We start from the raw sequence: 20,259 nt of genomic DNA, 5'->3' as shown, positions 1-20,259 counted from the left end.
CGTTGCTGCGGGTCCGGTGCGCGAAGGCCTGGTTCATGGTGACGGCGTTCATGATGGCGTGTTGTCCCTCCGCGCGACATAGCGGGCGACCGAGATGGAGCCGAACACGCCGACCGCGGCGACGACGATCAGCACCGGCAGCGTGCGGGTGTGGTGGTTGATCGCCATGTCGGCACCGAGCACGCACATCACCTCGGTGAGCAGCACGTCCGCGGCGACGGCGCGGTCGAGGATCGAGGGTCCGATCACGATGCGGATCACGGCGAGCACGGCGGCGACCGCGAACACGATCATGATGACGAGCAGCAGCGGATTCATCGGCGACCCTCCTCGGATCCCTGGGACGAGCCGGATCCCCGGGACGGACCGGATCCCTTCGGCCGGCGCGACGTCGGGGAGCTCCCGGCGATCGCCCCGGCGAGACGCTCCCCCTCGGCACGCTCGTCGGCGCGCAACCGCGCGGCCTGCGCCGGAGTGCCGAGGGCGCGCACGATGCGGCGCTCCCAGCGCAGCACGCCCGCGCGCTGGTGCTCCACGTCCTCGAGCGAGCGCACGCCGATCACGTGCAGATACAGGGTGCGGGTGTCGCGGTCGGCCTCGACCACGAGCGACCCCGGGATGAGCGACGACGTCACCGCCACGTGGGTCATCACGAGGTCGTCGGCGTAGCGCAGCGGCACCGCGATGATCGCGGACCGCGGCGCGCGCCTCGGGTTCAGCACCTGCGCGGCGACGCTGAGCGAGCCGTGCACGACCGCGGCGAGGAACTGCACCACCAGCAACGCCGCCCACCACAGGTTGATCCGCCCGGAGAGCTCGATCGTGGGCAGCCGGAACACGCGCGTCACGAACAGCGCCACCGCGATGCCGGTCACGGCCGACGGCACCGTGAACTGGCCCCACAGCAGCATCCACAGCACGATCAGCCAGAGCAGGAACGGCAGCTGCAGGCCGATCTCGCGCCAGAGTCCCCGCTTCGTCCCCGGGTTCATGAGGAGACCTCGTCCCCATCGAGCATGTCGAGGTGCACAGGCTGCAGCAGGTTCGCGCCGATCCGCTCGCAGAGTCCGTAGATCGGGCCCGCGAACACGGTCAGCGCGAGGGTGACCGCGACCATGCCGCCTGTCGCGAAGGTCATGATCGTGGGGATCCGGCGCCGCTCCTGCTGCTCGTCGGCGGCCGGCGCGCTGCCGAGATGGGCGATGCGCTCGTTCTCCATCTCCTCCGGCGTCTCATCCTTGCTGCGCCAGAACGCGAGGTTCCACGCGCGCATGAGGGCGTAGAGCGTGAGCAACGAGGTGAGCACGCCGCCCACGATGAGCACCCAGATCAACGGCGTCGCGACCTGTGCCGCCGCCTGGAACAGCGCGAACTTGCCGATGAACCCCGAGAACGGCGGCAGGCCGCCGAGGTTGATCGCCGGCACGAAGTACAGCACGGCGATGAGCGGCGCCGCCTTCATGAGTCCTCGCACCTTCAGGATCGAGGTGCTGCCCGCGCGTCGCTCGACGAGTCCCACCGCGAGGAACAGCGTGGTCTGCACGATGATGTGGTGCACGATGTAGTACACCGTGGCGCCGATGGCAGCCGGCGTCGCGATCGCCAGGCCGAACACCATGTAGCCGACGTGGCTGACCAGCGTGAACGACAGGATCCTCTTCAGCTCCGCCTGTGCGACGGCGCCGAGTATTCCGATCAGCATCGTCGCGAGCGCCACGATCATGAGCAGCGTGTTGATGCTCGACACGTTGAACAGCTGCGTCTCGGTGCGGATCAGCGCGTACACGCCGACCTTGGTCAGCAGTCCGGCGAACACCGCCGTGACCGGCGCGGGCGCGGTCGGATACGAGTCCGGCAGCCAGAACGACATCGGGAACACGGCCGCCTTGATGCCGAAGGCGACCACGAGCATGAGGTGCAGCACGAGCTGCGTGCTCGGCGGGATCTCCCCGATCCGCTCCGCGATCTGCGCCATGTTCACGGTGCCGAGCGCCGCGTAGATGAGCGCGATCGCGACGAGGAACAGCACCGAGGAGACCAGCGACACGACGATGTAGACCGCGCCTGTGCGGATCCGGGACTCGGTGCTGCCCAGAGTTATCAGCACGTAGGAGGCGACCAGCAGGATCTCGAATCCGACGTAGAGGTTGAACAGGTCGCCCGCGATGAAGGCGTTGAAGATGCCCGCCGCGAGGATCAGGTAGGACGGGTTGAAGATCGAGATCGGGGTCTCCTCGGCCCCATCCGCGGCACCCTGGCCCACTGAGAAGAGCAGCACCGCGACCAGCACGATGCTCGACACGAGCACGAGCAGCGCCGCGAGCCGGTCGACGTAGAGCACGATGCCGAACGGGGCGGGCCAGCCGCCCACCATCACCGCGATCGGCTTGGTCTGGTCCACCACGACGAGCAGGGTCGCGGCGATCACCGAGACCGCGGCGAGCGTGACGACGGTGACGATGACCTGCACGCGGGTGTTGCGGCCGAACACGAGCGTGATCGCGGCGCCCAGCAGCGGCAGGGCGACGAGCAGCGGGACGAGGGCGTTCATCGCGGCTCCTCCCCCGGTTTGCGGTCGTCGTCTGTCTCGGGTGTGCTCGTCTCCGCCTCAGGGGCCGAGCGATCCGCCCGGGAGAACGGGTGCGGATCCGGCCGGTCCACCGGTGCGTCATCGACGAGCCCGTCCAGATCCTTCGCGTGCAGCACACGGATCGGCGACGTCACGACGCCCACGAAGTCGGTCGTGGCGTCCTCGTCCTCGAGATCGACCTCGTCGTCCATGAGGTCTTCCTCGATCTCGGTGCGCTCGCGCAGGGCGAGGTCGGCCTCGTCGTCCTCGACCGTGTCGGCCTTGCCCAGCTGCCACGAGCGGTAGATGAGCGCGAGCAGGAAGGCGGAGACCGCGAATGTGATCACGATCGCGGTGAGGGTGAGCGCCTGCGGCAGCGGGTCGCTCATATCGTCCGCGATGCCGTAGAACGGCGCGCGTCCCGGCCGGCCCATCACGATCAGCAGCAGCAGGTTCACCGCATTGCCGAGCAGCAGGAACCCGATCAGCACGCGGGTGAGGCTGCGTTCGAGCATCGCGTACACGCCGCAGCCGAACAGCACCGCCATCACGATGATGAGCACCAGGGAGACGTCCATCAGATGTCCACCCCCCGCGCGCGCATCTCGAGCGTCTGCCGGTCGACCTCGGCCCCGAGGCTGCGCAGCACATCGAGTACCAGACCGATCACGACGAGGTAGACGCCGATGTCGAAGAACGTGGAGCTGACGAACTCGATGTGGCCGATGACGGGGATCTCCGCCTCCCACACCGCGCTGGTGAGCGGTGCGAGCCCGAAGAACAGCGGCACCACGGCCGCGCCCACCGCGAGGATGAGCCCCGCGCCGAGCAGACGCCCCGCGTCGGTGGGCGCCGCGGCGCCCAGCTCCCAGCGGCCGCCCGCGATGTAGCGCATGACCAGGGCCATGCCCGCGACAAGACCGCCCGCGAAGCCGCCGCCCGGGGCGTTGTGGCCGGCGAAGAGCAGGTAGATCGAGACCACGATGATGGTGTGGAAGAGGATCCGCACGATCACCTCGAGCAGGATCGAACGGTTCTCCGGCTTGACGTTGCCGCCGCCGACGAGCCACGCGCGCGGCGCCGTGTCACCGGCCGTCTGCACGCGCACGCCCTCGGTCGTCTCCACGAGCGGGCCGCGCCGGGCCCGCCGCGGGCCCTCGGGCAGCGCCTTCGTGGCGGAGAGCCGGTCGGCGCGGTGGGTGACGAACACGAGCGAGGCGACGCCGGTGGCCGCGAGCACGAGCACCGACAGCTCCCCCATCGTGTCCCAGCCGCGCAGGTCGACCAGGGCCACGTTCACCACGTTCTTGCCGTGCCCGAGCTCGTAGGCGAGCTTCGGGAACGCCTCGGAGATGGGTTCGGCGACCCGGGATCCGGTGGCGACGATCGCCACGAGCGCCATCATCACGCCCGCCGCGATGCCGAGGATCGCGCGCGGCACCCGTCCGACCGACGCGTTGTGCTCCCCCATCCGCGCCGGCAGCCGCCGCAGCACCAGCGCGAAGGTGACCAGCGTCACCGTCTCGACGAGGATCTGCGTGAGCGCCAGATCGGGCGCGCCGCTCGTGCCGAACAGCACGACCATGCCGAGGCCCGTGACGGAGACCAGCACGACGCCGGTGTAGCGCTTCTGCGCCCTGATCGCGAGCAGGCCCGCGAAGATCATGATGGGCGCCACCACGAGCTGCACCGGCGTGTGCCACGCGCTCAGCTGCGCATTCGCCGGGCCGCCCGCGATGAGCGCGGTGGTCTCGGCGGCGATCACGACCACGAAGATCGTGCCGACGTAGACCGGCAGCGAACCGCGCTGCGTGAGCGACGTGGTGACCAGGGAGAGCCGGTCCACGCTCCGCATCACGAAGTGGTACGCGTCCTGCGCGGTGAACGGCAGCAGGCGCAGCCGGCGGTCCCAACCCAGGCGACGCGTGAGGGGGAACAGCGCGAGACCCAGCAGCACCGCGCCCAGCGAGAGGAACAGGGCCGGTGCCAGACCGTGCCAGAGCGCCAGGTACCCGGGGTCCAGGGGCGAACCGTCGTAGCCGGGTGCCTTCGCGTCGTCCGCGTAGCCGTAGAGCACCACGGTGACCGCCGAGGCCAGCGGGCCCAGCACGAGCGTGCCGAACGCGAGCAGCACCGGCGACACCAGGAACCCGAAGGGAGGGGACGGCCATTCCGTATCGGGCATATAGGCGCCCGTGGCGTCCTTCTTCCGCCAGAACGCCCCCCAGAGGAACCGCGCTCCGTATGCCGCGGTGAGAATGGATCCGAGGATCACGCCCACGAGCGCGACGATCCCCCATGGGGATCCGCGCTGTGCCTCGTCGAAGAAGGCAGCCAGGGTCGACTCCTTCGCGGCGAATCCGATCGTCGGGGGGATCCCCATCATGGATCCGACGGCGAGGAAGCCGGAGATGGCGAGCAGCGGCGCCTGGCGCCCTACGCCGCTGATCTCGTTCGCATCACGCGTGGACAGTTGGCGGTCGATGACGCCCACGATGAGGAATAGGGCAGATTTGAACAGGGCGTGGCTGATCACGAGCGCGAGCCCGGCCAGCATCGCGTCCGGCGTCCCATAGCCGAGCACCACGGTGAAGAAGCCGAGCTGACTCACGGTGCCGAACGCGAGGATGCGCTTGAGGTCGGTCTCCCGCAGCGCCTGCACGCCGCCCAGCAGCATCGTGAACACGCCCAAGGTGATCGTGATCGGCCGCCAAGGGCCGGACAGCGCGAACACGGGCGCGAACCGCGCGATGAGGTAGATGCCCGCCTTCACCATGGCTGCGGCGTGCAGGTAGGCGCTCACCGGGGTGGGAGCCGCCATGGCGCCCGGCAGCCAGAAGTGGAACGGGAAGATCGCGGACTTGCTGAGCGCGCCGACGAGCAGCAGCACGATCGCCGCGTCGACCACCGGGCCGGTGGGCGCGATCTCCAGGATCCGCGACATGCTCGAGGTTCCGGCCTCCACGGCCAGGAACACCACCCCGATGAACATCGCGAGCCCGCCCAGCGTCGTCACCAGCAGCGCCTGCAGCGCGGCACGTCGGCTCGCACCGCGGCGGTGATAGTGCCCGATCAGCAGGTAGGAGAGGATGCTCGTCAGCTCCCAGAACATCACCAGCAGCACGAGGTCGTCGGTGGTCACCAGGCCGTACATCGCGCCGGCGAAGGCGAGCAGCACCGCCGCGAACTGGCCGATGCCCTCCTTCGAGCCGCGGAAGTACCAGCGGCAGTACAGCAGCACGAGCGCCCCGACGCCGGTGACGATGAGGGCGAGCAGCCAGCTCAGCTCGTCGAGCCGGAAGGAGAGGGACAGTCCCAGCTGCGGGATCCAGTCGATCGACTCCCGCGGGATCAGCGCGGAGTCATCGGATCCGGCGAGCACCTGGGGCGTCAGCGCGATCAGGTGCACGAACGCGGCCGCCGGCACGAGCGCCGCGACGGCGAAGGCGCGAGCGCCGATCCATGAGACCAGCAGCGGCAGCAGCAGAGAGGCGACGGCGAACACGGCGAGGAGCGTCAGCATGGCGGTCTCCTCTGGCTCGTCGGTCTCTGCGGACTCAGCAGGTGAGCGTGCAGGTCGACACAGGCGGGCGGGTTCGGAGCCAGTTTACGTGCCGGATCCGGAATCGACCGCCGTCGTCGTCATGAAAGCGGCTGCGGAACGGGCGCGGGCCCGGTCGTGGTGCCCTCGCGGAACGTGCAGGTGAAGCGGATGGACGCGGCCTGCTCCCCCGCCAGCAGACGCGCGACGGCGTCTCCCGCGGCGCGTCCCTTCTCCACCGCGGGCTGCACGGCGGTGGTGAGCACGTGCTCGCCGAGCCCGTCCACGGCGATGCCGTCGAACCCCGCAACGCTGACATCCTCGGGCACGCGCAGACCCGCCTCTTCCGCAGCGCGGATCACGCCCGCGGCGAGGAGGTCGCTCTGAGCGATGACGGCGGTCGGTCGGGTCTGCGGATCCGCGAACAGGGTTCGCCCCGCGATGAGGCCCTCGTCGATGAGACTGCTGGCGGCGGACACTACGCGCGCGTTCGGGAACACCTCGAGGGTCGGCGACAGGCGCGCGCTCGTGACAGGGGTCGTGATCATCGCGATGCGCTCGGGCGTCGCGTCGCCGCGCACCTTGTCCCCGTCGAACGGCAGCGTGACCACGGCGACATCCCTGTGGCCGAGCGCACGCAGGTGGTGCGCGATCTGCGCGGCAGCCTCGCCGTTGTCCAGCTCCATGCGGGGCACGTCGTCGCCGGCGTCGCCCTCGATCACCACCACGGGCAAGCCGCGGTTGCGCACCGCCTGCAGGGTCTCGCGCATGCGCGGGCTGCAGCCGATCAGCACGGCCGCGTCGATGGGCGCCGTGGCGAGGGTCGGCGCATCGGCCCCGGCCTCGGGGTCATCCCGCAGCAGCAGCACCCCGGCACCGAGCGCGGCCAGGCCGTCGGTGAGCCCGTCCATGGTCGCGGTCTTGATCGGATCCAGGAAGGCCGTGCGCAGGTGCTCTTCGAGCGCCACGGCGACGATGCCGCTGCGCCCCCGCCGCAGTGAGGCGGCACGGGGGTCGGGGCCGGTGTAGCCGAGCTCCGCGGCGACGGCGAGCACCCGCTCCCGGGTGGCGTCGGCGACCGGTGCCTTACCGCTGAACACGACAGACGCGGTGGACGGGCTCACCCCCGCGGCACGCGCCACATCCGCGATCGTGGCGCGTCGCCGCACCGCCGCAGCATCCGGATCCGAGGTCATGTCTCGACAATAACATCGTTGGGAACACAGAGATCGAATCGATTCGATACACTGACCGGATGGACACCGCCCTCACCCGCTCCCAGTTCGTGCGCTGGCGCGCCGCGATCTTCGCGATCTTCCTCGCCAGCGGTCTGTCGATCGCCACCTGGGCGTCGCGCGTGCCGGACATCAAGGCGGCGCTGCACATCGACAACGGCCAGATGGGTCTGCTACTGCTCGGCATGGGCATCTCGTCGATCATCGGCATCTCGACGAGCCCCGCCGTCATGGCGCGCACCGGCGCGCGCCTCGGCATGCTCGTCACGATGCTGAGCTTCGCGATCGGCGTCGGCCTGGTGGGCCTGGGCACCAACGTGCTGGGCTCCGTGCCGGTCGTGGTGGCGGGCCTGGTGCTGTTCGGCCTCGGCAACGGATCGCTGGACGTGATGATGAACGTCGAGGCGACCGCGATCGAGCAGCAGATGGGCAAGACGATCCTGCCGGTGTTCCACGCCTTCTTCAGCTTCGGCACGGTGATCGGCGCCGGGGTGGGAGCGCTCCTGGTGAACCTCGGCCTGAACGTCGCCGCGCACACCCTGATCATCGCCGTGATCATCGCCGTGCTCGCCTTCGCCTGCTGGATGAACGTGCCCAGTCGCGAAGCGGCGCTCGACCCGCAGCCCGAGGAGAAGCCGCACTGGCGCGAGCGGATGCACGTCGCGCTCGAGGCCTGGCGCGAGCCGCGCACCTACTTCCTCGGCATCGTGATGCTGGGCATGTCCTTCGCGGAGGGCGGCGCCAACGACTGGCTGGCCCTCGGTGTCTCCGAGGACCACCACGCGGGTCCTGCGCTCGGCGCCGCGGCCCTGGCCACGTTCTCCGTCGCGATGACCGTCGTGCGCCTGTTCGGCGGCCCGCTCGTCGACCGCTTCGGGCGCGTCGTGGTGCTGCGGGTGCTCGCGATCACCGCCGCCGCCGGCATCCTGCTGTTCATCCTGGCGCCGAGCACCCCGCTGGTGTTCGTGGCAGCGGCGCTGTGGGGCGTCGGCGCGTCGCTCGGCTTCCCGCTGGGCATGTCTGCCGCGGCCGACGACCCCGCCAAGGCCGCCGCGCGGGTGAGCGCTGCCGCGACGATCGGCTACATCGCCTTCCTCGGCGGCCCGCCCGTGCTCGGCTTCATCAGCAACCACATCGGCCTGCTCAACACGCTCTACATCCTGGTCGTGCTGGCGGCTCTCTCCGGCCTGTTCTCGGGCGCGGCCCGGCCGCTCCGCGAGGAGGAGAAGGTCTCCGCGGGCTGAACGCGGCGGAGGCGCAGCCGCAGCGGGCTAGGCTCTTCGGGTGCGTCTCGTCATCGCCCGCTGCGCCGTGGACTACTCCGGCCGCCTCAACGCCCATCTGCCCCTCGCCACGCGTCTGCTCGTGCACAAGGGCGACGGCAGCCTGCTCGTGCACTCCGACGGCGGCAGCTACAAGCCGCTGAACTGGATGAGCCCGCCGTGCCGCCTCGAACCGGAGCAGCCGGGGGAGGAGGAGGCATCGGCCGGCGTCACCGAGGTCTGGCGGGTCACCCACCAGAAGACCGGTGACGCGCTGCGCGTGCAGATCTACGAGATCCTGCACGACTCGGCGCATGAGCTGGGCATCGATCCCGGTCTGCAGAAGGACGGTGTCGAGGCGGACCTGCAGCGACTGCTCGCCGAGCAGGTGGAGCGGATCGCCGAGGGAGCCACCCTGGTGCGCCGGGAGTACCCGACCGCCATCGGCCCTGTCGATCTCATGGTGCGTGACGCGGACGGCGCCGCGATCGCCGTCGAGATCAAGCGCCGTGGCGACATCGACGGCGTGGAGCAGCTCACCCGCTATCTCGAGCTGCTCGGCCGGGATCCGCACCTCGCTCCGGTGCAGGGTGTGTTCGCCGCGCAGGAGATCAAGCCCCAGGCGCGCGTGCTCGCCGAGGACCGGGGGATCCGGTGCCTCGTGCTCGACTATGAGGACATGAAGGGCATCGAGTCCGGCATCCCGCGGCTGTTCTGATCCCGTATTCCCCGAAAGGCATGAACATGGCCGCATTCCCCTACTCCTGCATCCTCTGGGACGTCGACGGCACGATAGCCGACGCATCCGCCGGCATCCTGCCGCGCCTGCTCGAGGTCTTCACGTCTTTCGGGCTGCCCGAGCCCGACGCAGGCGCCCTGTCCCGCTGGATCGGACCGCCGATGTTCGAGTCCTTCCAGGAGCTCGCCGGGATGTCCGCAGAGGATGCGCACCGCGCCGTCCGCGAGTACCGCCGCCTCGCCGCGCGCGACGGCTACGCCGCGAGCGTGCGGATCTATCCGGGAGTGGCCAAGGCGCTGAAGACGGTGAAGGCCGCAGGCATCCCGCAGGCGACGGCCAGCTCGAAGCCGGAGAACCAGGTGCTCGCGATCCTCGAGCACTACGAGCTCATCGACGACTTCGTCGTGGTCGCCGGAGCCCTGCCCGATGCCGCGGGCCTGCACGACGGCAAGGAGGCGGTCCTGCGCCGCGCGCTCGGTCGACTGGCCGACGCGGGCGTCGACATCAGCCGCCCTGTCCTGATCGGCGACCGCCTCCACGACATCGAGGGCGCGGCTCCGCTCGGCGTTCCCGTGATCTTCGTCACCTGGGGCTTCGGCGAGCCGGGGGAGTCGGCCGGTGCCGTCGCCGAGGTCGCCACCCCCGACGAGCTGCTGCGGATCCTGCTCCCGCAGGTCTGACCGGATCCGGCCGGCCCGTCCGGAGCAGCCACCCCGCGATCACCCGGGTGCACAAAGAGAACTCCCCCGGTGCCGAAGCACCGGGGGAGTCTCAGAATTCCGTGTCGCTCAGAGCGGACGGATGTTCTCGGCCTGCAGGCCCTTGGGGCCCTGCGCCACATCGAACTCGACGCGCTGGTTCTCGTCGAGCGAGCGGTAGCCGGAGGATGCAATGGCGGAGTAGTGCGCGAACACGTCAGCTCCACCGTCGTCGGGGGAGATGAAGCCGAAGCCCTTCTCCGAGTTGAACCACTTAACCGTGCCCTGAGTCATGTACTGCCTTCTTGCTTGGGCTTACGCCGGCGCAAACGCGTCGACGATGCTAACGCTATCCGAGTCGACCCGCATCGCAACACCCCGGATGACAAGGTGACGAAAATGTTGCACGTCTGCGCGACCGCCGCATCCGACCGTGCACCGTCGGAATCGCCGGTCACAGCGCCAGAAAACGGAGCGGGTCCCCACCGCGGGGGGAGCGATGGGGACCCATGACGACCGGAGGGTGCGTCTGAGATCAGCATAACCCATGTCCAGAGATTTTGTCCCCCAAATGGGGGACAAATCTGGTACCCCGGGGCTATCATCTCAATACATCGGAATGCCGGGGACGAAGCGGCCCCCTCGGGGGATCCATTGGGGACTGGATGCGCCGAGGGGGCCAATGCACGCACTGGTCGCCGATCTCTGGGGAAGACCTTCCGCCTTCTGCTGGGGACGTCAGGCGGGAGCGACCGTCTTCACGTACGCGCGGTCCACATTAGGCGACGACGCGCACCCTGTCCAGAACGCACGGGCGCGCCGATCGGAAAACGCTCTCAATCGTTCAGAGAGCGCCATTCTTCGGCGAGAATCCCGTAGTTCATGCCGTCCATCCACTCTCCGCTGCGGTGCAGCGCCGTACGGCGGCTGTGCTCCTCGCGCCGCATTCCCAGCCGCTCCATCATCCGCCACGACGCCTCGTTCGCGGCGAAGCAGCCTGCGCTGACCCGGCGCAGCCCCAGCACGGTGAAGCACGCGGCCATCACTGCACGGACCGCCTCGGTCGCGTAGCCGCGGGCCTGCTGCGCGGGATCCATCGCCCAGCCGAGCTCCGCCTGCACGCCCGCGGCCTGCGCACGCACCTCGGACTGCGACCAGGCGTCCTCGACGCGCACCATGATGTCGCCGATCACACCGGCGCCCGGCAGCTCCACGAGCAGGGTGATCGCGAGTCGCTCCGGATCCGTGAAGTGCGCGCGGAACTCCTCGGTATCGGCGGGCGCGGTGGTCAGCCACCGGGACACCTCATCGAGGCGGCGATAGCGCCACACCGCGGCAGAGTCCGCCGGCGTGCTCGCCCGCACGATCAGTCGCTCGGTGCGCAGGGGGAGGGTGAGACGTTCCAGAGCGGAGGAGGTCATGCCTCCAGGCTAGAGTCCGGATCCGACATCCGTGCGGCGCGCACGTCGACGAGTCCGTCCAGGGCCTGCAGCAGGCGAGCGGCGCCCGGCCGGTCCGGGGTCGCGCGGGTATGCACCAGCACGTTCATCGCGGCGAGCACGAGCGACACCGCACGCACGGCCTCGTCGTGGTCGGCCGCCCTGCGCTCCGCGAGTTCGATGAGCTGCTCGCGCACGGATCCCATCCACTGCGAGAAGGCGGGGAGCAGCTCGGGCCGGCGCATGAGCAGCTGCTTGATCCGATGCCGGTCCATGCCCACGTCCATCGACGACCCGACGACTTCGCACAGAGCGGGCACGAGCTCGCCCTGGGCGCTCAGGAAGCGCGCTTCGACATCGGGCTCGACGCCCGACTCCGGCAGCTTCAGCGCCGCGGCGGCCTTGGAGGGGAAGTAGTTGAAGAAGGTGCGCGGTGAGACATCGACGGCTTCGCAGATCTGCTCGATCGTGGTGCCGTCCAGGCCCTGCTCCTCGACGAGATGCAGCGCCGCCTCGTGCAGCGCCTGCCGGGTCTGCTGCTTCTTGCGCTCGCGCCGGCCCTCGCCGACGCGCTCGCTCGCGGCACCCCGGCCGTCGACGGTCTCGATCATGCTCCTCATCCTTCCCGACGGGAGGGCCGGAACGGGAATCCGCCCGTTCCGGCCCGTCCGCTCAGGCCTGCTGGGTCCTGATGGTGCCGGTCTCGCTGACACCGGCGGCATCGGCCTGCTCCTGCAGCGCGGAGCGCGTGCGGAGCGGGGGAGCCTTGAAGAACCAGGTCAGCACGAAGGCGAGCATGAGCACGCCGAACCCGACCCAGTAGATGACGTCGATCGCCTTCGTGAAGCCGACCATGAACGGCTTGGTGAGCACCGGGTCGGCCCCGTTCAGGAACGACGTGTCGCTCACCGCGCTGCTGGATCCGCTCGACGTCTTCGAGGACGCCTTGTTCAGCTCCTTGACGATGTTCGGCACGAGCTGGTCGACCCAGTAGCTGCGCTGGTCCTTGTTCGACCAGTCCACGACGACCTTGCCGTCCTGCACGGCCGCATGCGCCTTGTCGGCGACCGCCTGCAGGGCCGCGGCCTCAGCGGCCGGAGTCGCCTCCGCCACCTTCTGGGCGATCACGGTCTGCGCCGCAGCCGCCGGGAGCTGGCCCGCCGCGACTGCCTGGTTCACGCCGTCAGTGACCTTCTGCGTCACAGCCTGGCCCGCCGCGGTCTTCGCCGCCGTCGCGCCCTTGTCGAGTTGCGCCTGGATGTTCTGCTCGAGCGGACCCGTGATCGGCGTCCACAGCTGCTTCATGACCGCCTTGTTCTGTTCCTTACCGGCGACGGCGGGATCCAGAGCTCCGTTCAGAGCGGCCGTCAGCGTCGGCTTGTCGGCCATGCTGTGCGTGATGTTCAGCGGCAGCAGCGTGAACAGGATCGAGAGCATGATCGCGGTGCCCAGCGTTCCGCCGATCTGGCGGAAGAAGGTCGCGGCGCTGGTCGCGACACCCATGTCCCTGGCCTCGACGGCGTTCTGGCTCGCCATGACCAGCGACTGCATGAGCTGGCCGAGGCCGAGACCGACCACGAACATGCCGATCATCATGAACCACACCGGAGTGTTCGAGGAGACGAAGGTCAGCAGCAGGAAGCCGAGGGCCATGATCAGCGTGCCGGTGCGCGGGAAGATGCCGTACTTTCCGGTGCGCGAGGTGATCTGCCCGGCCGCCATCGACGAGCCCATGAGTCCGACCACCATCGGCAGCATCGCGAATCCGGACTCGGTGGGGGTGAGTCCGCCGACGATCTGCATGTACAGCGGGATGGTCATCATGGCACCGAACATGCCGAAGCCGACGAGCACGCCGATCCCGGTCGCCCAGGAGAACGGGCGCGAGTGGAACAGCCGGATCGGGATGATCGCGTCGTCCTTCATCGCGATCTCGATCAGCACGAAGGCGATCACGCCGAGGCCGCCGATCACGTAGCAGGCGATCGCGCCGAACGAGGCCCAGCCCCACTCACGGCCCTGCTCGGCGACGAGCAGCAGCGGCACGAGCGCCACGATCACGGCCGTCGCGCCCCACCAGTCGATCCGGGGGTTCTTGTGCTTGCCGACCTTCGGAAGGTGCAGGAACGCGATCACCATGCCGAGCGCGATCAGGCCGATCGGCAGGTTGATGAGGAACACCCAGCGCCATCCGGAGATCCAGAGGATCTCGTTCGCACCGGCGAACAGGCCGCCGACGAGCGGGCCGATCAGCGAGGAGATGCCGAAGACGGCGAAGAAGTACCCCTGGTACTTCGCCCGCTCACGCGGCGCGAGGATGTCGGCCATGATCGCGAGCGGCAGCGACATCAGCGCGCCCGCGCCGATGCCCTGGACGCCTCGGAACGCCGCGAGCATCAGCATCGACGACGAGAACGTCGCCAGGATGGAGCCGAGGATGAACACCGAGATGCCGAAGATGAACAGCGGCCGGCGACCGAAGATGTCGCTGAGCTTGCCGTAGATCGGCACCGAGATCGTCGACGTGATCAGGTACGCCGTGGTGACCCAGGCCTGCTGGTCGAGACCGTGCAGGTCGTCGCCGATCGTGCGGATCGCGGTGCCGACGATCGTCTGATCGAGAGACGACAGGAACATGCCGGCCATGAGGCCGTAGATGACGAGCAGGATCTGCTTGTGCGTCATGATCGGGGCGTTCTGCGAGCGCTCGGCGCGCGTCGCCCCTGTTGTTGCTGTGGCGGTGGACATGGAGTCCCTTTCACGTGAATCGAGGACGCCGTCGCCCGTCGTCGACACCCGTCGCTTCGAGCGCCGACGTTGGCGGCAAGAATGTTGCAGCCCTGCAAGATTACACGAAAGGAAAGGTTGCGCAAACGCAGAATCGCTATGAGGTTGCTGGATCCTGCGCGGCGGGGCGCTTCGACCAGCTCAGCGACCGCGGGGTCAGTCGGGGTCGCGCAGGAGAGCGCCGCGAGCGGCCACCAGCTGCTCCACGCCCTCCAGCAGCCGCGCCGCTCCCGGACGCTCGCCTCCGGCGGTCCCGTCGTGCACGATCACGCTGAGCGCCGCCATCGTCAGCGCGACCGCGGCCAGCGCCTCCTCGTCAGTCGCCCGCTCGCGCACGAGCGCGAAGTACTGCTCGCGCACGCCTCCCATCCACTGCGCGAACGCGGGCATCAGCTCGGGGCGGCGCAGCACCAGCGCCTTCATGCGCTTGCGCTGCTGCGCGTCATCCATCGAGGCGCCGATGAGCTCGCACAGCGCCGGAACCAGCTCGCCCTCGGCTGCGCGGAAGGCGGCGGCTCCTTCGGGGGAGATCCCGGAGTCCGGCAGATCCAGCGCTGCGGCCGCCTTGGACGGGAAGTAGTTGAAGAAGGTGCGCGGCGAGACGTCCACGGTCTCGCAGATCTGCTCGACCGTGGTGCCGTCGAGGCCCTGCTCGTCGACCAGCTGCAGCGCCGCCTCGTGCAGCGCCAGGCGCGTCTGCTGCTTCTTGCGCTCGCGACGCCCGCAGTTGTCGGCGTGCGGATCCGCCGCCGGTTCTTCGATGCTCGTCATCTCTGTCTCCTCGAGAGCCGGAGCGGGGCTCCGCCCCGGCTCTCGTCAGGCTCTGCTCAGGCCTTGTGGGTCCTGATGCTTCCGGTCTCGGTCATGCCGACCTTGTCGGCCCGTTCCTGCAGGGCGGAGCGGGCGCGCAGCGGCGGAACCTTGAAGAACCAGGTCAGCACGAACGCGAGCAGGATCACGCCGAGGCCGACCCAGTACAGCGTCACGAGCCCCTGGATGAAGCCGATCTTGAACGGCTTGCTGAGCGCCGCGTCCGCCCCCGTCAGGAAGGAGGTGTCGTTCACCGCGGTGCCGGAGGAACCGGATCCGGAGGCGTCGTTCTCCTTTTTCTTGATCTGGTCCTGCAGCGTCGGCACCAGCTGGTCGACCCAGTAGGTGCGCTGGTCGTGGTCGGCCCAGTCGACCGCGACCGTGTCGCCCTGCACCGAGGCGTGCGCCTTTTCCGCGGCCGTGTTCAGCACCTGCTGGTGCGCGGAGGCCTCGGCGGCAGGCGTCGCCTCGGCGACCTTCTGCGCGATCACGGCGGGGGCGGCCTCAGCGGGCAGCTGACCCGCGGCGACGGCCTGGTCCACGCCCGCGGTCACGGCGGTGGTGACGGCGTCACGGGCCGCGGACTTGGCCTTCGCGTCACCCTCCGCCACGCCCTTGTCGAGCTGCGCCTGAACGCCCTCGGTCAGCGGACCGGCGACTCCGCTCCACTGCTGCTTCATGATCGCCGCGTTCTCGCTCTTGGACGACGTCGCCGGATCCAGCGCGGCGTCGAGCGCCGCGGTCAGGTTGGCCTTGTCCTCGGTTGCGTGCAGGATGTTGGTCGGCAGCATCGAGAACAGCACCGACAGCATGACGGCCGTGCCCAGCGTTCCGCCGATCTGGCGGAAGAACGTGGCAGCGCTCGAGGCGACGCCCATCTCGTGCGGGTCGACCGAGTTCTGGCTCGCGAGCGTCAGCGGCTGCATGAGCTGGCCGAGACCGAGACCGAGCACGAACATGCCGGCGAAGATCTGCCACAGAGGCGTCTCGTAGCGGATGAGCGTGAGGGAGAGGAAGCCGACGGCGGTGAAGAGCGTGCCGAGGACCGGGAAGATGCGGTACCTGCCGGTGCGTGCGGTGATCTGTCCCGAGACCAGCGACGCGATGATGAGGCCGAGGATCAGCGGCAGCATCGACAGTCCCGACTCGGTCGGGTTCATGCCGACGACGATCTGCATGTACAGCGGGATCGTCATCATGGCGCCGAACATCGCGAAGCCCACGAGGACGCCCAGCACCGTGGCCATCGCGAACGTGCCGGAGCGGAACAGCTTCAGCGGGATGATCGCGTCCTCCTTCATGAGGGCTTCGATCACGATGAACGCCACGAGGCCGAGCCCGCCGATCGCGTAGCAGGCGATCGCGGCGACCGAGTCCCAGCCCCAGGTGCGGCCCTGCTCGACGACGATGAGCAGCGGCACGAGCGCGACGATCACGGCGGCGGCGCCCCACCAGTCGATGCGCGGGCCCTTGTGCTTGCCGACCTTGGGCAGGTGCAGGAACGTGATCACCATGAACAGGGCGAACAGGCCCAGCGGGATGTTGATGAGGAAGGTCCAGCGCCAGCCGTCGATCCAGAGGATCTCCTTCGCACCGGCGAAGAGACCGCCGACCAGCGGGCCGATCACGGTCGCGATGCCGAACACCGCGAAGAAGTAGCCCTGATATTTGGCGCGCTCACGCGGAGCGAGGATGTCGCCCATGATCGCGAGGGGGAGCGCCATGAGGGCACCGGCGCCGATGCCCTGGAACGCGCGGAACGCGGCCAGCATCATCATCGAGGTCGAGAACGCGGAGAGCGTGGAGCCCAGGATGAAGATGACGATGCCGAGGATGAACAGCGGGCGGCGGCCGAAGATGTCGCTGAGCTTGCCGTAGATCGGCACGGCGATGGTCGACGTGATGAGGAACGCGGTCGTCACCCAGGCCTGCTGGTCGAGACCGTGCAGGTCGTCACCGATCGTGCGGATCGCGGTGCCGAACACGGTCTGCGCGAGCGACGACAGGAACATGCCGCTCATCAGGCCGTAGATCACCAGCATGATCTGCTTGTGGGTCATGATCGGCTTCGGCGCGTGCGCGATGGGCGCCTCGACCGTCGTGACGGTGTCGGTGGCGGTTGCCATACAGGTCCTTCCAGGAGAACGGGGGATGGAGCGGTGCGGATCCTGCCCGCGGACTTCATCGATCGACGCGAGCGCCGACGCCGGCGCAAAACTTGCAACCCTGCAATGTTACACCTTTGCAAGCTTTCCTGCACGCACGGATTCGGATCCGTTGTGCCGGGCCGGTTGTCGGAGGCTTCGGCGACGATGGAGGCATGACGGACGGCTACGACCCCGGGTTCCTCGCGACGACCGTGCCTCTTCCTCGCCCTGGTCACCAGGTGCGCGAACTCGCGTACCCGCGATTCACCGTGCTGCTGGACCCCGAGCGTCGGCTGGCAGCGTCGACCGGCGTGAACATCGACGGTGCGACCTTGCGCGACTTGCCGCGCACGGGCGAGTGGCGGCTCGATCCGCGGGTCGGCGAGGATGAGCAGACCGGCCCGGCCGTCTACGCCCGCAACGACCTCGATCGTGGTCATCTGGTGCGCCGGCGAGATCCGGGCTGGGGCGAGACCGGTGACGCGCGCGCGGCGATGGAGGCCACCTTCGTCTACCCCAACGCGGCGCCGCAGGCCGCGAACTTCAACCAGGGACCGGAGCTCTGGCTGGGCCTCGAGGACCATGTGCTGACCTATGCGGAGGCGACGGCGCAGCGCCTCTCGGTGTTCACCGCGCCGGTCCTGGCCGAGGATGACCCGCCCTACCGCGGCATCCGGATCCCGCTGCGCTTCTGGAAGATCGCAGCGTGGGACACGGCGGGTTCGCTCGCGGCGGCGGGATTCGTGCTCGATCAGTCCGACCTGGTCGACACCAGGGACGGCCTGCTCGCGACGGCGCCGCTCGGCGGGTTCCGCACGTTCCAGGTGCCGGTCTCCGAGATCGCGACCCTCGCCGGCGTCGACGTCGGGCCTCTGGAGTCCGCCGACGTGCTCGCGACGCGGACGGTCCGCCCGGGCGAGTGGCGTCTGCTCCACGCGCTCGACGACGTCGTGGTCTGACCAACCCGACCGCGGACGGAAACGGGCGGACGGAACATCCGCCCGCCGAGGCGATCAGCCGGCCACGCGCTCCCGTGCGGCGCGAAGAATGCGGAACCAGGTGCGTCTGCTCACGTTGAGCGCCATGAGGCACTCCTCCTCGCTCGTGCGCGTGCCGAGGTGGACGAGCTCGAGCGCCCGCCGTTGACGACGGTCCTCCGCGCCCGCTCCGAACACCTCGTCGAGCCGGGCGGTGAGTGCGGCGATCCGCACGGGGTCGTCGTCTTCGGCGAGAAGCAGACCGGCGTCGATCGAGCGCGGCACGAACCCGAGTTCGCCGAGCACCATCGCCTCCACGTTGCCGATCGCCCCGAACGGGCGGAAGTCGCTCAGCGCCACGGGCCGCGGAAGGGGACCCGTGACCTCGCTCGCGATGCTCGACGGCACGGGCGGTCGGCGATCCGGCTCGGGGTAGTGGATCAACATCGACTGCATGTCGCCGACGCCGTGCTGCAGCATGAAGGCGCCGCTGCCGAGCCGCGCCGCCTCCGCCGCGTCGCGCGCAGGACCGTCGGCGAAGAGCACGACGCCGGCGAATGACCGAGCCGGATCCGCGTCTGTGCGTTCCGCGGCGAGCGCCAGGCTCCTCGCGATGGCGCCGGGCGCCGGCCCCGAGTCCCGTTCATGCGACCTCCGCGGATCCGGCTGCCTCATCGGCGCGGCGGTGTGCGCAAGCTCCCGCACCGCGACGAAACGCGTCACCATCACGGCCTCGCCGTCGCGGCGGCGGATCAACAGCAGGCCCTCAGGCCGCTGCAACCAGTCGAGCACCTCACCCCAGTCCGCGCCGTCGTCGAAGCCATGGTGGCGCCCGAAACGCTCGAGCTCACCCGGGTGCAGGCGATTGTCGGCGTAGTACTCGTCGCTCGGATCGTTGCCGATCGCGGCCCGCAACTCGGCGCTCTCCAGCAGCCGGGAGAGCCGCAGCAGCGCCCCCATGTCGCCGAGCCTCGCACGCGTGGCGAGGTGCTCGGCGATGCGCCGCGAAAGCGCGGCCGCCCGCGCCAGGGCCGTGCTGCGCAGGTGTTCGCGGATCGACGCGGCGAGGACCGCATGCAGCGCGATGTCGTCTCCGAGACGCTCCACGACGGGCAGTGCGGCGAGGCGCCGCAGGCCGTCGCGAGTGGCCTGCCCGGGAAGGGCGGCGCTCAGCAGGCGAGCGTCGACAGTGCGGGCGAGAGCAGCGACCTCGAGAACGTCGCGGGATACGTCGAGGATCGGCTGTCCGACGAGCCACTGCGTCAGCCGCTGCTCGAGCGCGGCTGAGCTCGGGCCGTCGGTGCGACCTGCGGGAGCGCTGGCGGCGACCGTCAGGGCGAGCGGGGATCCCTGCGCCCACTCCACGATCTCCGCGACCTGCGCCTCATCCATTCCCCGCGAGCGCAGCAGCTCGGCGGAGTCCTCGTCGGTGAGGGGGCGCAGCGGCAGTCCGACGACGATCGCGTCCAGCCCCGCGGTGCGCCACGACGGGGAGGGTCCCTTGCGGCCCGCGACCAGAAGGCAGCTGGTGTCGGCGAGCTCGTCCAGCAGCCGGTCGCGCAGCACGTCGAGGCGCGGACCGAGTGCATCCGCCTCGTCGATCACGACACATCGCCGCACGGCGCCACCGGACATGACGACCTCGACCGCGTGCTCGAGTTCGGGCGGCAGGGTGCGTGCATCGATCCGCGACGTGCGCAGTCCCCGGCGATCCGCGAGCGCGGCGGCGGCCCGCAGCAATGTCGATTTGCCGATGCCGCCGGGTCCGTGCACGAACAGGATCCGGCTCGGCGTGTCAGCGTCGAGCAGGTCCGCGACCGTCGCCATCTCCGGATCCCGGCCGACGAAGCGCGCGGCGTCGGATTCCTCTGCAGCGGCGCGCAACGACCGTGGTCTCACGGGACGAACGTAGTGGACGGGCGCACGCGTGCGGAAGGCCTGGACGACACAGGCTTCGAGGGCAGGTGGCCGAGTGCGCGGCGCACGCTCAGCCCGGTCGTCGTCAGCCGCGTCCTGGGTCGCGTCGCCGTGACCGCTGAGCTCCACGATGTCCGT

17 protein-coding genes are annotated in these 20,259 nt (G+C 69.5%); 4 read left to right on the top strand and 13 right to left on the bottom strand.

Translation table 11 applies throughout. The features are described 5' to 3' along the window. Positions 1 to 48: 48 nt before the first annotated feature. The 6 genes from AB4078_RS07280 to AB4078_RS07255 all read right to left on the bottom strand — a co-directional run bounded on the left by AB4078_RS07280 (position 49) and on the right by AB4078_RS07255 (position 7,306). A complete protein-coding gene (locus tag AB4078_RS07280) occupies positions 49 to 318 on the bottom strand; it encodes a monovalent cation/H+ antiporter complex subunit F (RefSeq protein WP_045271280.1) in 270 nt (89 codons plus the stop codon). Beyond that, entirely contained in the window at positions 315 to 992 is a 678-nt protein-coding gene (locus AB4078_RS07275; protein ID WP_441976557.1) for a Na+/H+ antiporter subunit E, read from the bottom strand. Before AB4078_RS07275 ends, AB4078_RS07280 begins: the two co-directional genes overlap by 4 nt. Further along, the gene (locus AB4078_RS07270; RefSeq protein ID WP_440732776.1) at positions 989 to 2,551 is read right to left on the bottom strand and encodes a Na+/H+ antiporter subunit D; all 1,563 of its coding nucleotides are present in this window, start codon (positions 2,549 to 2,551) and stop codon (positions 989 to 991) included. Before AB4078_RS07270 ends, AB4078_RS07275 begins: the two co-directional genes overlap by 4 nt. Further along, positions 2,548 to 3,147: a Na(+)/H(+) antiporter subunit C gene (locus AB4078_RS07265; protein WP_441976556.1), complete on the bottom strand. Its 600-nt coding sequence runs from the start codon at positions 3,145 to 3,147 to the stop codon at positions 2,548 to 2,550. The genes AB4078_RS07270 and AB4078_RS07265 overlap by 4 nt, the downstream gene beginning before the upstream one ends. Continuing rightward, a complete protein-coding gene (locus AB4078_RS07260) occupies positions 3,147 to 6,092 on the bottom strand; it encodes a Na+/H+ antiporter subunit A (protein ID WP_441976555.1) in 2,946 nt (981 codons plus the stop codon). Before AB4078_RS07260 ends, AB4078_RS07265 begins: the two co-directional genes overlap by 1 nt. 119 nt (positions 6,093 to 6,211) lie before the next feature. After that, the gene (locus AB4078_RS07255) at positions 6,212 to 7,306 is read right to left on the bottom strand and encodes a LacI family DNA-binding transcriptional regulator (RefSeq protein ID WP_441976554.1); all 1,095 of its coding nucleotides are present in this window, start codon (positions 7,304 to 7,306) and stop codon (positions 6,212 to 6,214) included. A gap of 59 nt (positions 7,307 to 7,365) precedes the next feature. On the opposite strand from AB4078_RS07255, the gene AB4078_RS07250 reads away from it, so the two are divergent. From AB4078_RS07250 to AB4078_RS07240, 3 genes are read left to right on the top strand one after another with little or no spacing between them, the layout of a single operon-like run. Further along, on the top strand, positions 7,366 to 8,589 hold the full coding sequence (locus tag AB4078_RS07250; protein ID WP_441976553.1) for an MFS transporter: 1,224 nt from the start codon (positions 7,366 to 7,368) through the stop codon (positions 8,587 to 8,589). A gap of 40 nt (positions 8,590 to 8,629) precedes the next feature. Next, positions 8,630 to 9,325 carry an endonuclease NucS gene (nucS, locus tag AB4078_RS07245; RefSeq protein WP_441976552.1) on the top strand — a complete coding sequence of 232 codons (696 nt, stop codon included), beginning with the start codon at positions 8,630 to 8,632 and terminating at the stop codon, positions 9,323 to 9,325. Positions 9,326 to 9,351: 26 nt separating this feature from the next. Continuing rightward, on the top strand, positions 9,352 to 10,026 hold the full coding sequence (locus AB4078_RS07240; RefSeq protein ID WP_441976551.1) for an HAD hydrolase-like protein: 675 nt from the start codon (positions 9,352 to 9,354) through the stop codon (positions 10,024 to 10,026). 108 nt (positions 10,027 to 10,134) lie between these two features. Here AB4078_RS07240 and AB4078_RS07235 read toward each other — a convergent pair whose 3' ends face one another. From AB4078_RS07235 to AB4078_RS07210, 6 genes are all read right to left on the bottom strand, one after another. Next, a complete protein-coding gene (locus AB4078_RS07235; RefSeq protein ID WP_045250254.1) occupies positions 10,135 to 10,338 on the bottom strand; it encodes a cold-shock protein in 204 nt (67 codons plus the stop codon). A gap of 542 nt (positions 10,339 to 10,880) precedes the next feature. Beyond that, positions 10,881 to 11,465 (bottom strand): GNAT family N-acetyltransferase, encoded by a 585-nt coding sequence (locus AB4078_RS07230; RefSeq protein ID WP_441976550.1) that lies wholly within the window; start codon positions 11,463 to 11,465, stop codon positions 10,881 to 10,883. Then, positions 11,462 to 12,094, bottom strand: a complete 633-nt coding sequence (locus tag AB4078_RS07225; RefSeq protein ID WP_441976549.1) for a TetR/AcrR family transcriptional regulator — start codon at positions 12,092 to 12,094, stop codon at positions 11,462 to 11,464. The genes AB4078_RS07230 and AB4078_RS07225 overlap by 4 nt, the downstream gene beginning before the upstream one ends. Before the next feature lie 61 nt (positions 12,095 to 12,155). Further along, a complete protein-coding gene (locus AB4078_RS07220) occupies positions 12,156 to 14,231 on the bottom strand; it encodes an MDR family MFS transporter (RefSeq protein WP_441976548.1) in 2,076 nt (691 codons plus the stop codon). A gap of 195 nt (positions 14,232 to 14,426) precedes the next feature. Next, positions 14,427 to 15,041 carry a TetR/AcrR family transcriptional regulator gene (locus AB4078_RS07215; RefSeq protein WP_441976547.1) on the bottom strand — a complete coding sequence of 205 codons (615 nt, stop codon included), beginning with the start codon at positions 15,039 to 15,041 and terminating at the stop codon, positions 14,427 to 14,429. 56 nt (positions 15,042 to 15,097) lie between these two features. After that, entirely contained in the window at positions 15,098 to 17,206 is a 2,109-nt protein-coding gene (locus AB4078_RS07210) for a DHA2 family efflux MFS transporter permease subunit (protein ID WP_441976546.1), read from the bottom strand. A 194-nt stretch (positions 17,207 to 17,400) separates the two neighbouring features. Here AB4078_RS07210 and AB4078_RS07205 point away from each other — a divergent pair, with 194 nt between their 5' ends. Continuing rightward, on the top strand, positions 17,401 to 18,186 hold the full coding sequence (locus AB4078_RS07205) for a DNA/RNA non-specific endonuclease (RefSeq protein WP_440732764.1): 786 nt from the start codon (positions 17,401 to 17,403) through the stop codon (positions 18,184 to 18,186). Positions 18,187 to 18,240: 54 nt separating this feature from the next. Here AB4078_RS07205 and AB4078_RS07200 read toward each other — a convergent pair whose 3' ends face one another. Next, a complete protein-coding gene (locus AB4078_RS07200) occupies positions 18,241 to 20,103 on the bottom strand; it encodes an AAA family ATPase (RefSeq protein WP_441976545.1) in 1,863 nt (620 codons plus the stop codon). Positions 20,104 to 20,259: the final 156 nt, after the last annotated feature.

Origin of the sequence: Microbacterium sp. 2MCAF23 (assembly GCF_052115565.1) — a bacterium.
Classification (GTDB): Bacteria; Actinomycetota; Actinomycetes; order Actinomycetales; family Microbacteriaceae; genus Microbacterium.
Note: the sequence above shows the minus strand (reverse complement) of the source record. Positions and strands in the feature narration are given on the sequence as shown.

Coding starts and splice junctions, on each gene's coding strand:
- AB4078_RS07280 (WP_045271280.1), bottom strand. CDS start 318: ATGAATCCGCTGCTGCTCGTCATCATGATCGTGTTCGCGGTCGCCGCC.
- AB4078_RS07275 (WP_441976557.1), bottom strand. CDS start 992: ATGAACCCGGGGACGAAGCGGGGACTCTGGCGCGAGATCGGCCTGCAG.
- AB4078_RS07270 (WP_440732776.1), bottom strand. CDS start 2,551: ATGAACGCCCTCGTCCCGCTGCTCGTCGCCCTGCCGCTGCTGGGCGCC.
- AB4078_RS07265 (WP_441976556.1), bottom strand. CDS start 3,147: ATGGACGTCTCCCTGGTGCTCATCATCGTGATGGCGGTGCTGTTCGGC.
- AB4078_RS07260 (WP_441976555.1), bottom strand. CDS start 6,092: ATGCTGACGCTCCTCGCCGTGTTCGCCGTCGCCTCTCTGCTGCTGCCG.
- AB4078_RS07255 (WP_441976554.1), bottom strand. CDS start 7,306: ATGACCTCGGATCCGGATGCTGCGGCGGTGCGGCGACGCGCCACGATC.
- AB4078_RS07250 (WP_441976553.1), top strand. CDS start 7,366: ATGGACACCGCCCTCACCCGCTCCCAGTTCGTGCGCTGGCGCGCCGCG.
- AB4078_RS07240 (WP_441976551.1), top strand. CDS start 9,352: ATGGCCGCATTCCCCTACTCCTGCATCCTCTGGGACGTCGACGGCACG.
- AB4078_RS07235 (WP_045250254.1), bottom strand. CDS start 10,338: ATGACTCAGGGCACGGTTAAGTGGTTCAACTCGGAGAAGGGCTTCGGC.
- AB4078_RS07230 (WP_441976550.1), bottom strand. CDS start 11,465: ATGACCTCCTCCGCTCTGGAACGTCTCACCCTCCCCCTGCGCACCGAG.
- AB4078_RS07225 (WP_441976549.1), bottom strand. CDS start 12,094: ATGATCGAGACCGTCGACGGCCGGGGTGCCGCGAGCGAGCGCGTCGGC.
- AB4078_RS07220 (WP_441976548.1), bottom strand. CDS start 14,231: ATGTCCACCGCCACAGCAACAACAGGGGCGACGCGCGCCGAGCGCTCG.
- AB4078_RS07215 (WP_441976547.1), bottom strand. CDS start 15,041: ATGACGAGCATCGAAGAACCGGCGGCGGATCCGCACGCCGACAACTGC.
- AB4078_RS07210 (WP_441976546.1), bottom strand. CDS start 17,206: ATGGCAACCGCCACCGACACCGTCACGACGGTCGAGGCGCCCATCGCG.
- AB4078_RS07205 (WP_440732764.1), top strand. CDS start 17,401: ATGACGGACGGCTACGACCCCGGGTTCCTCGCGACGACCGTGCCTCTT.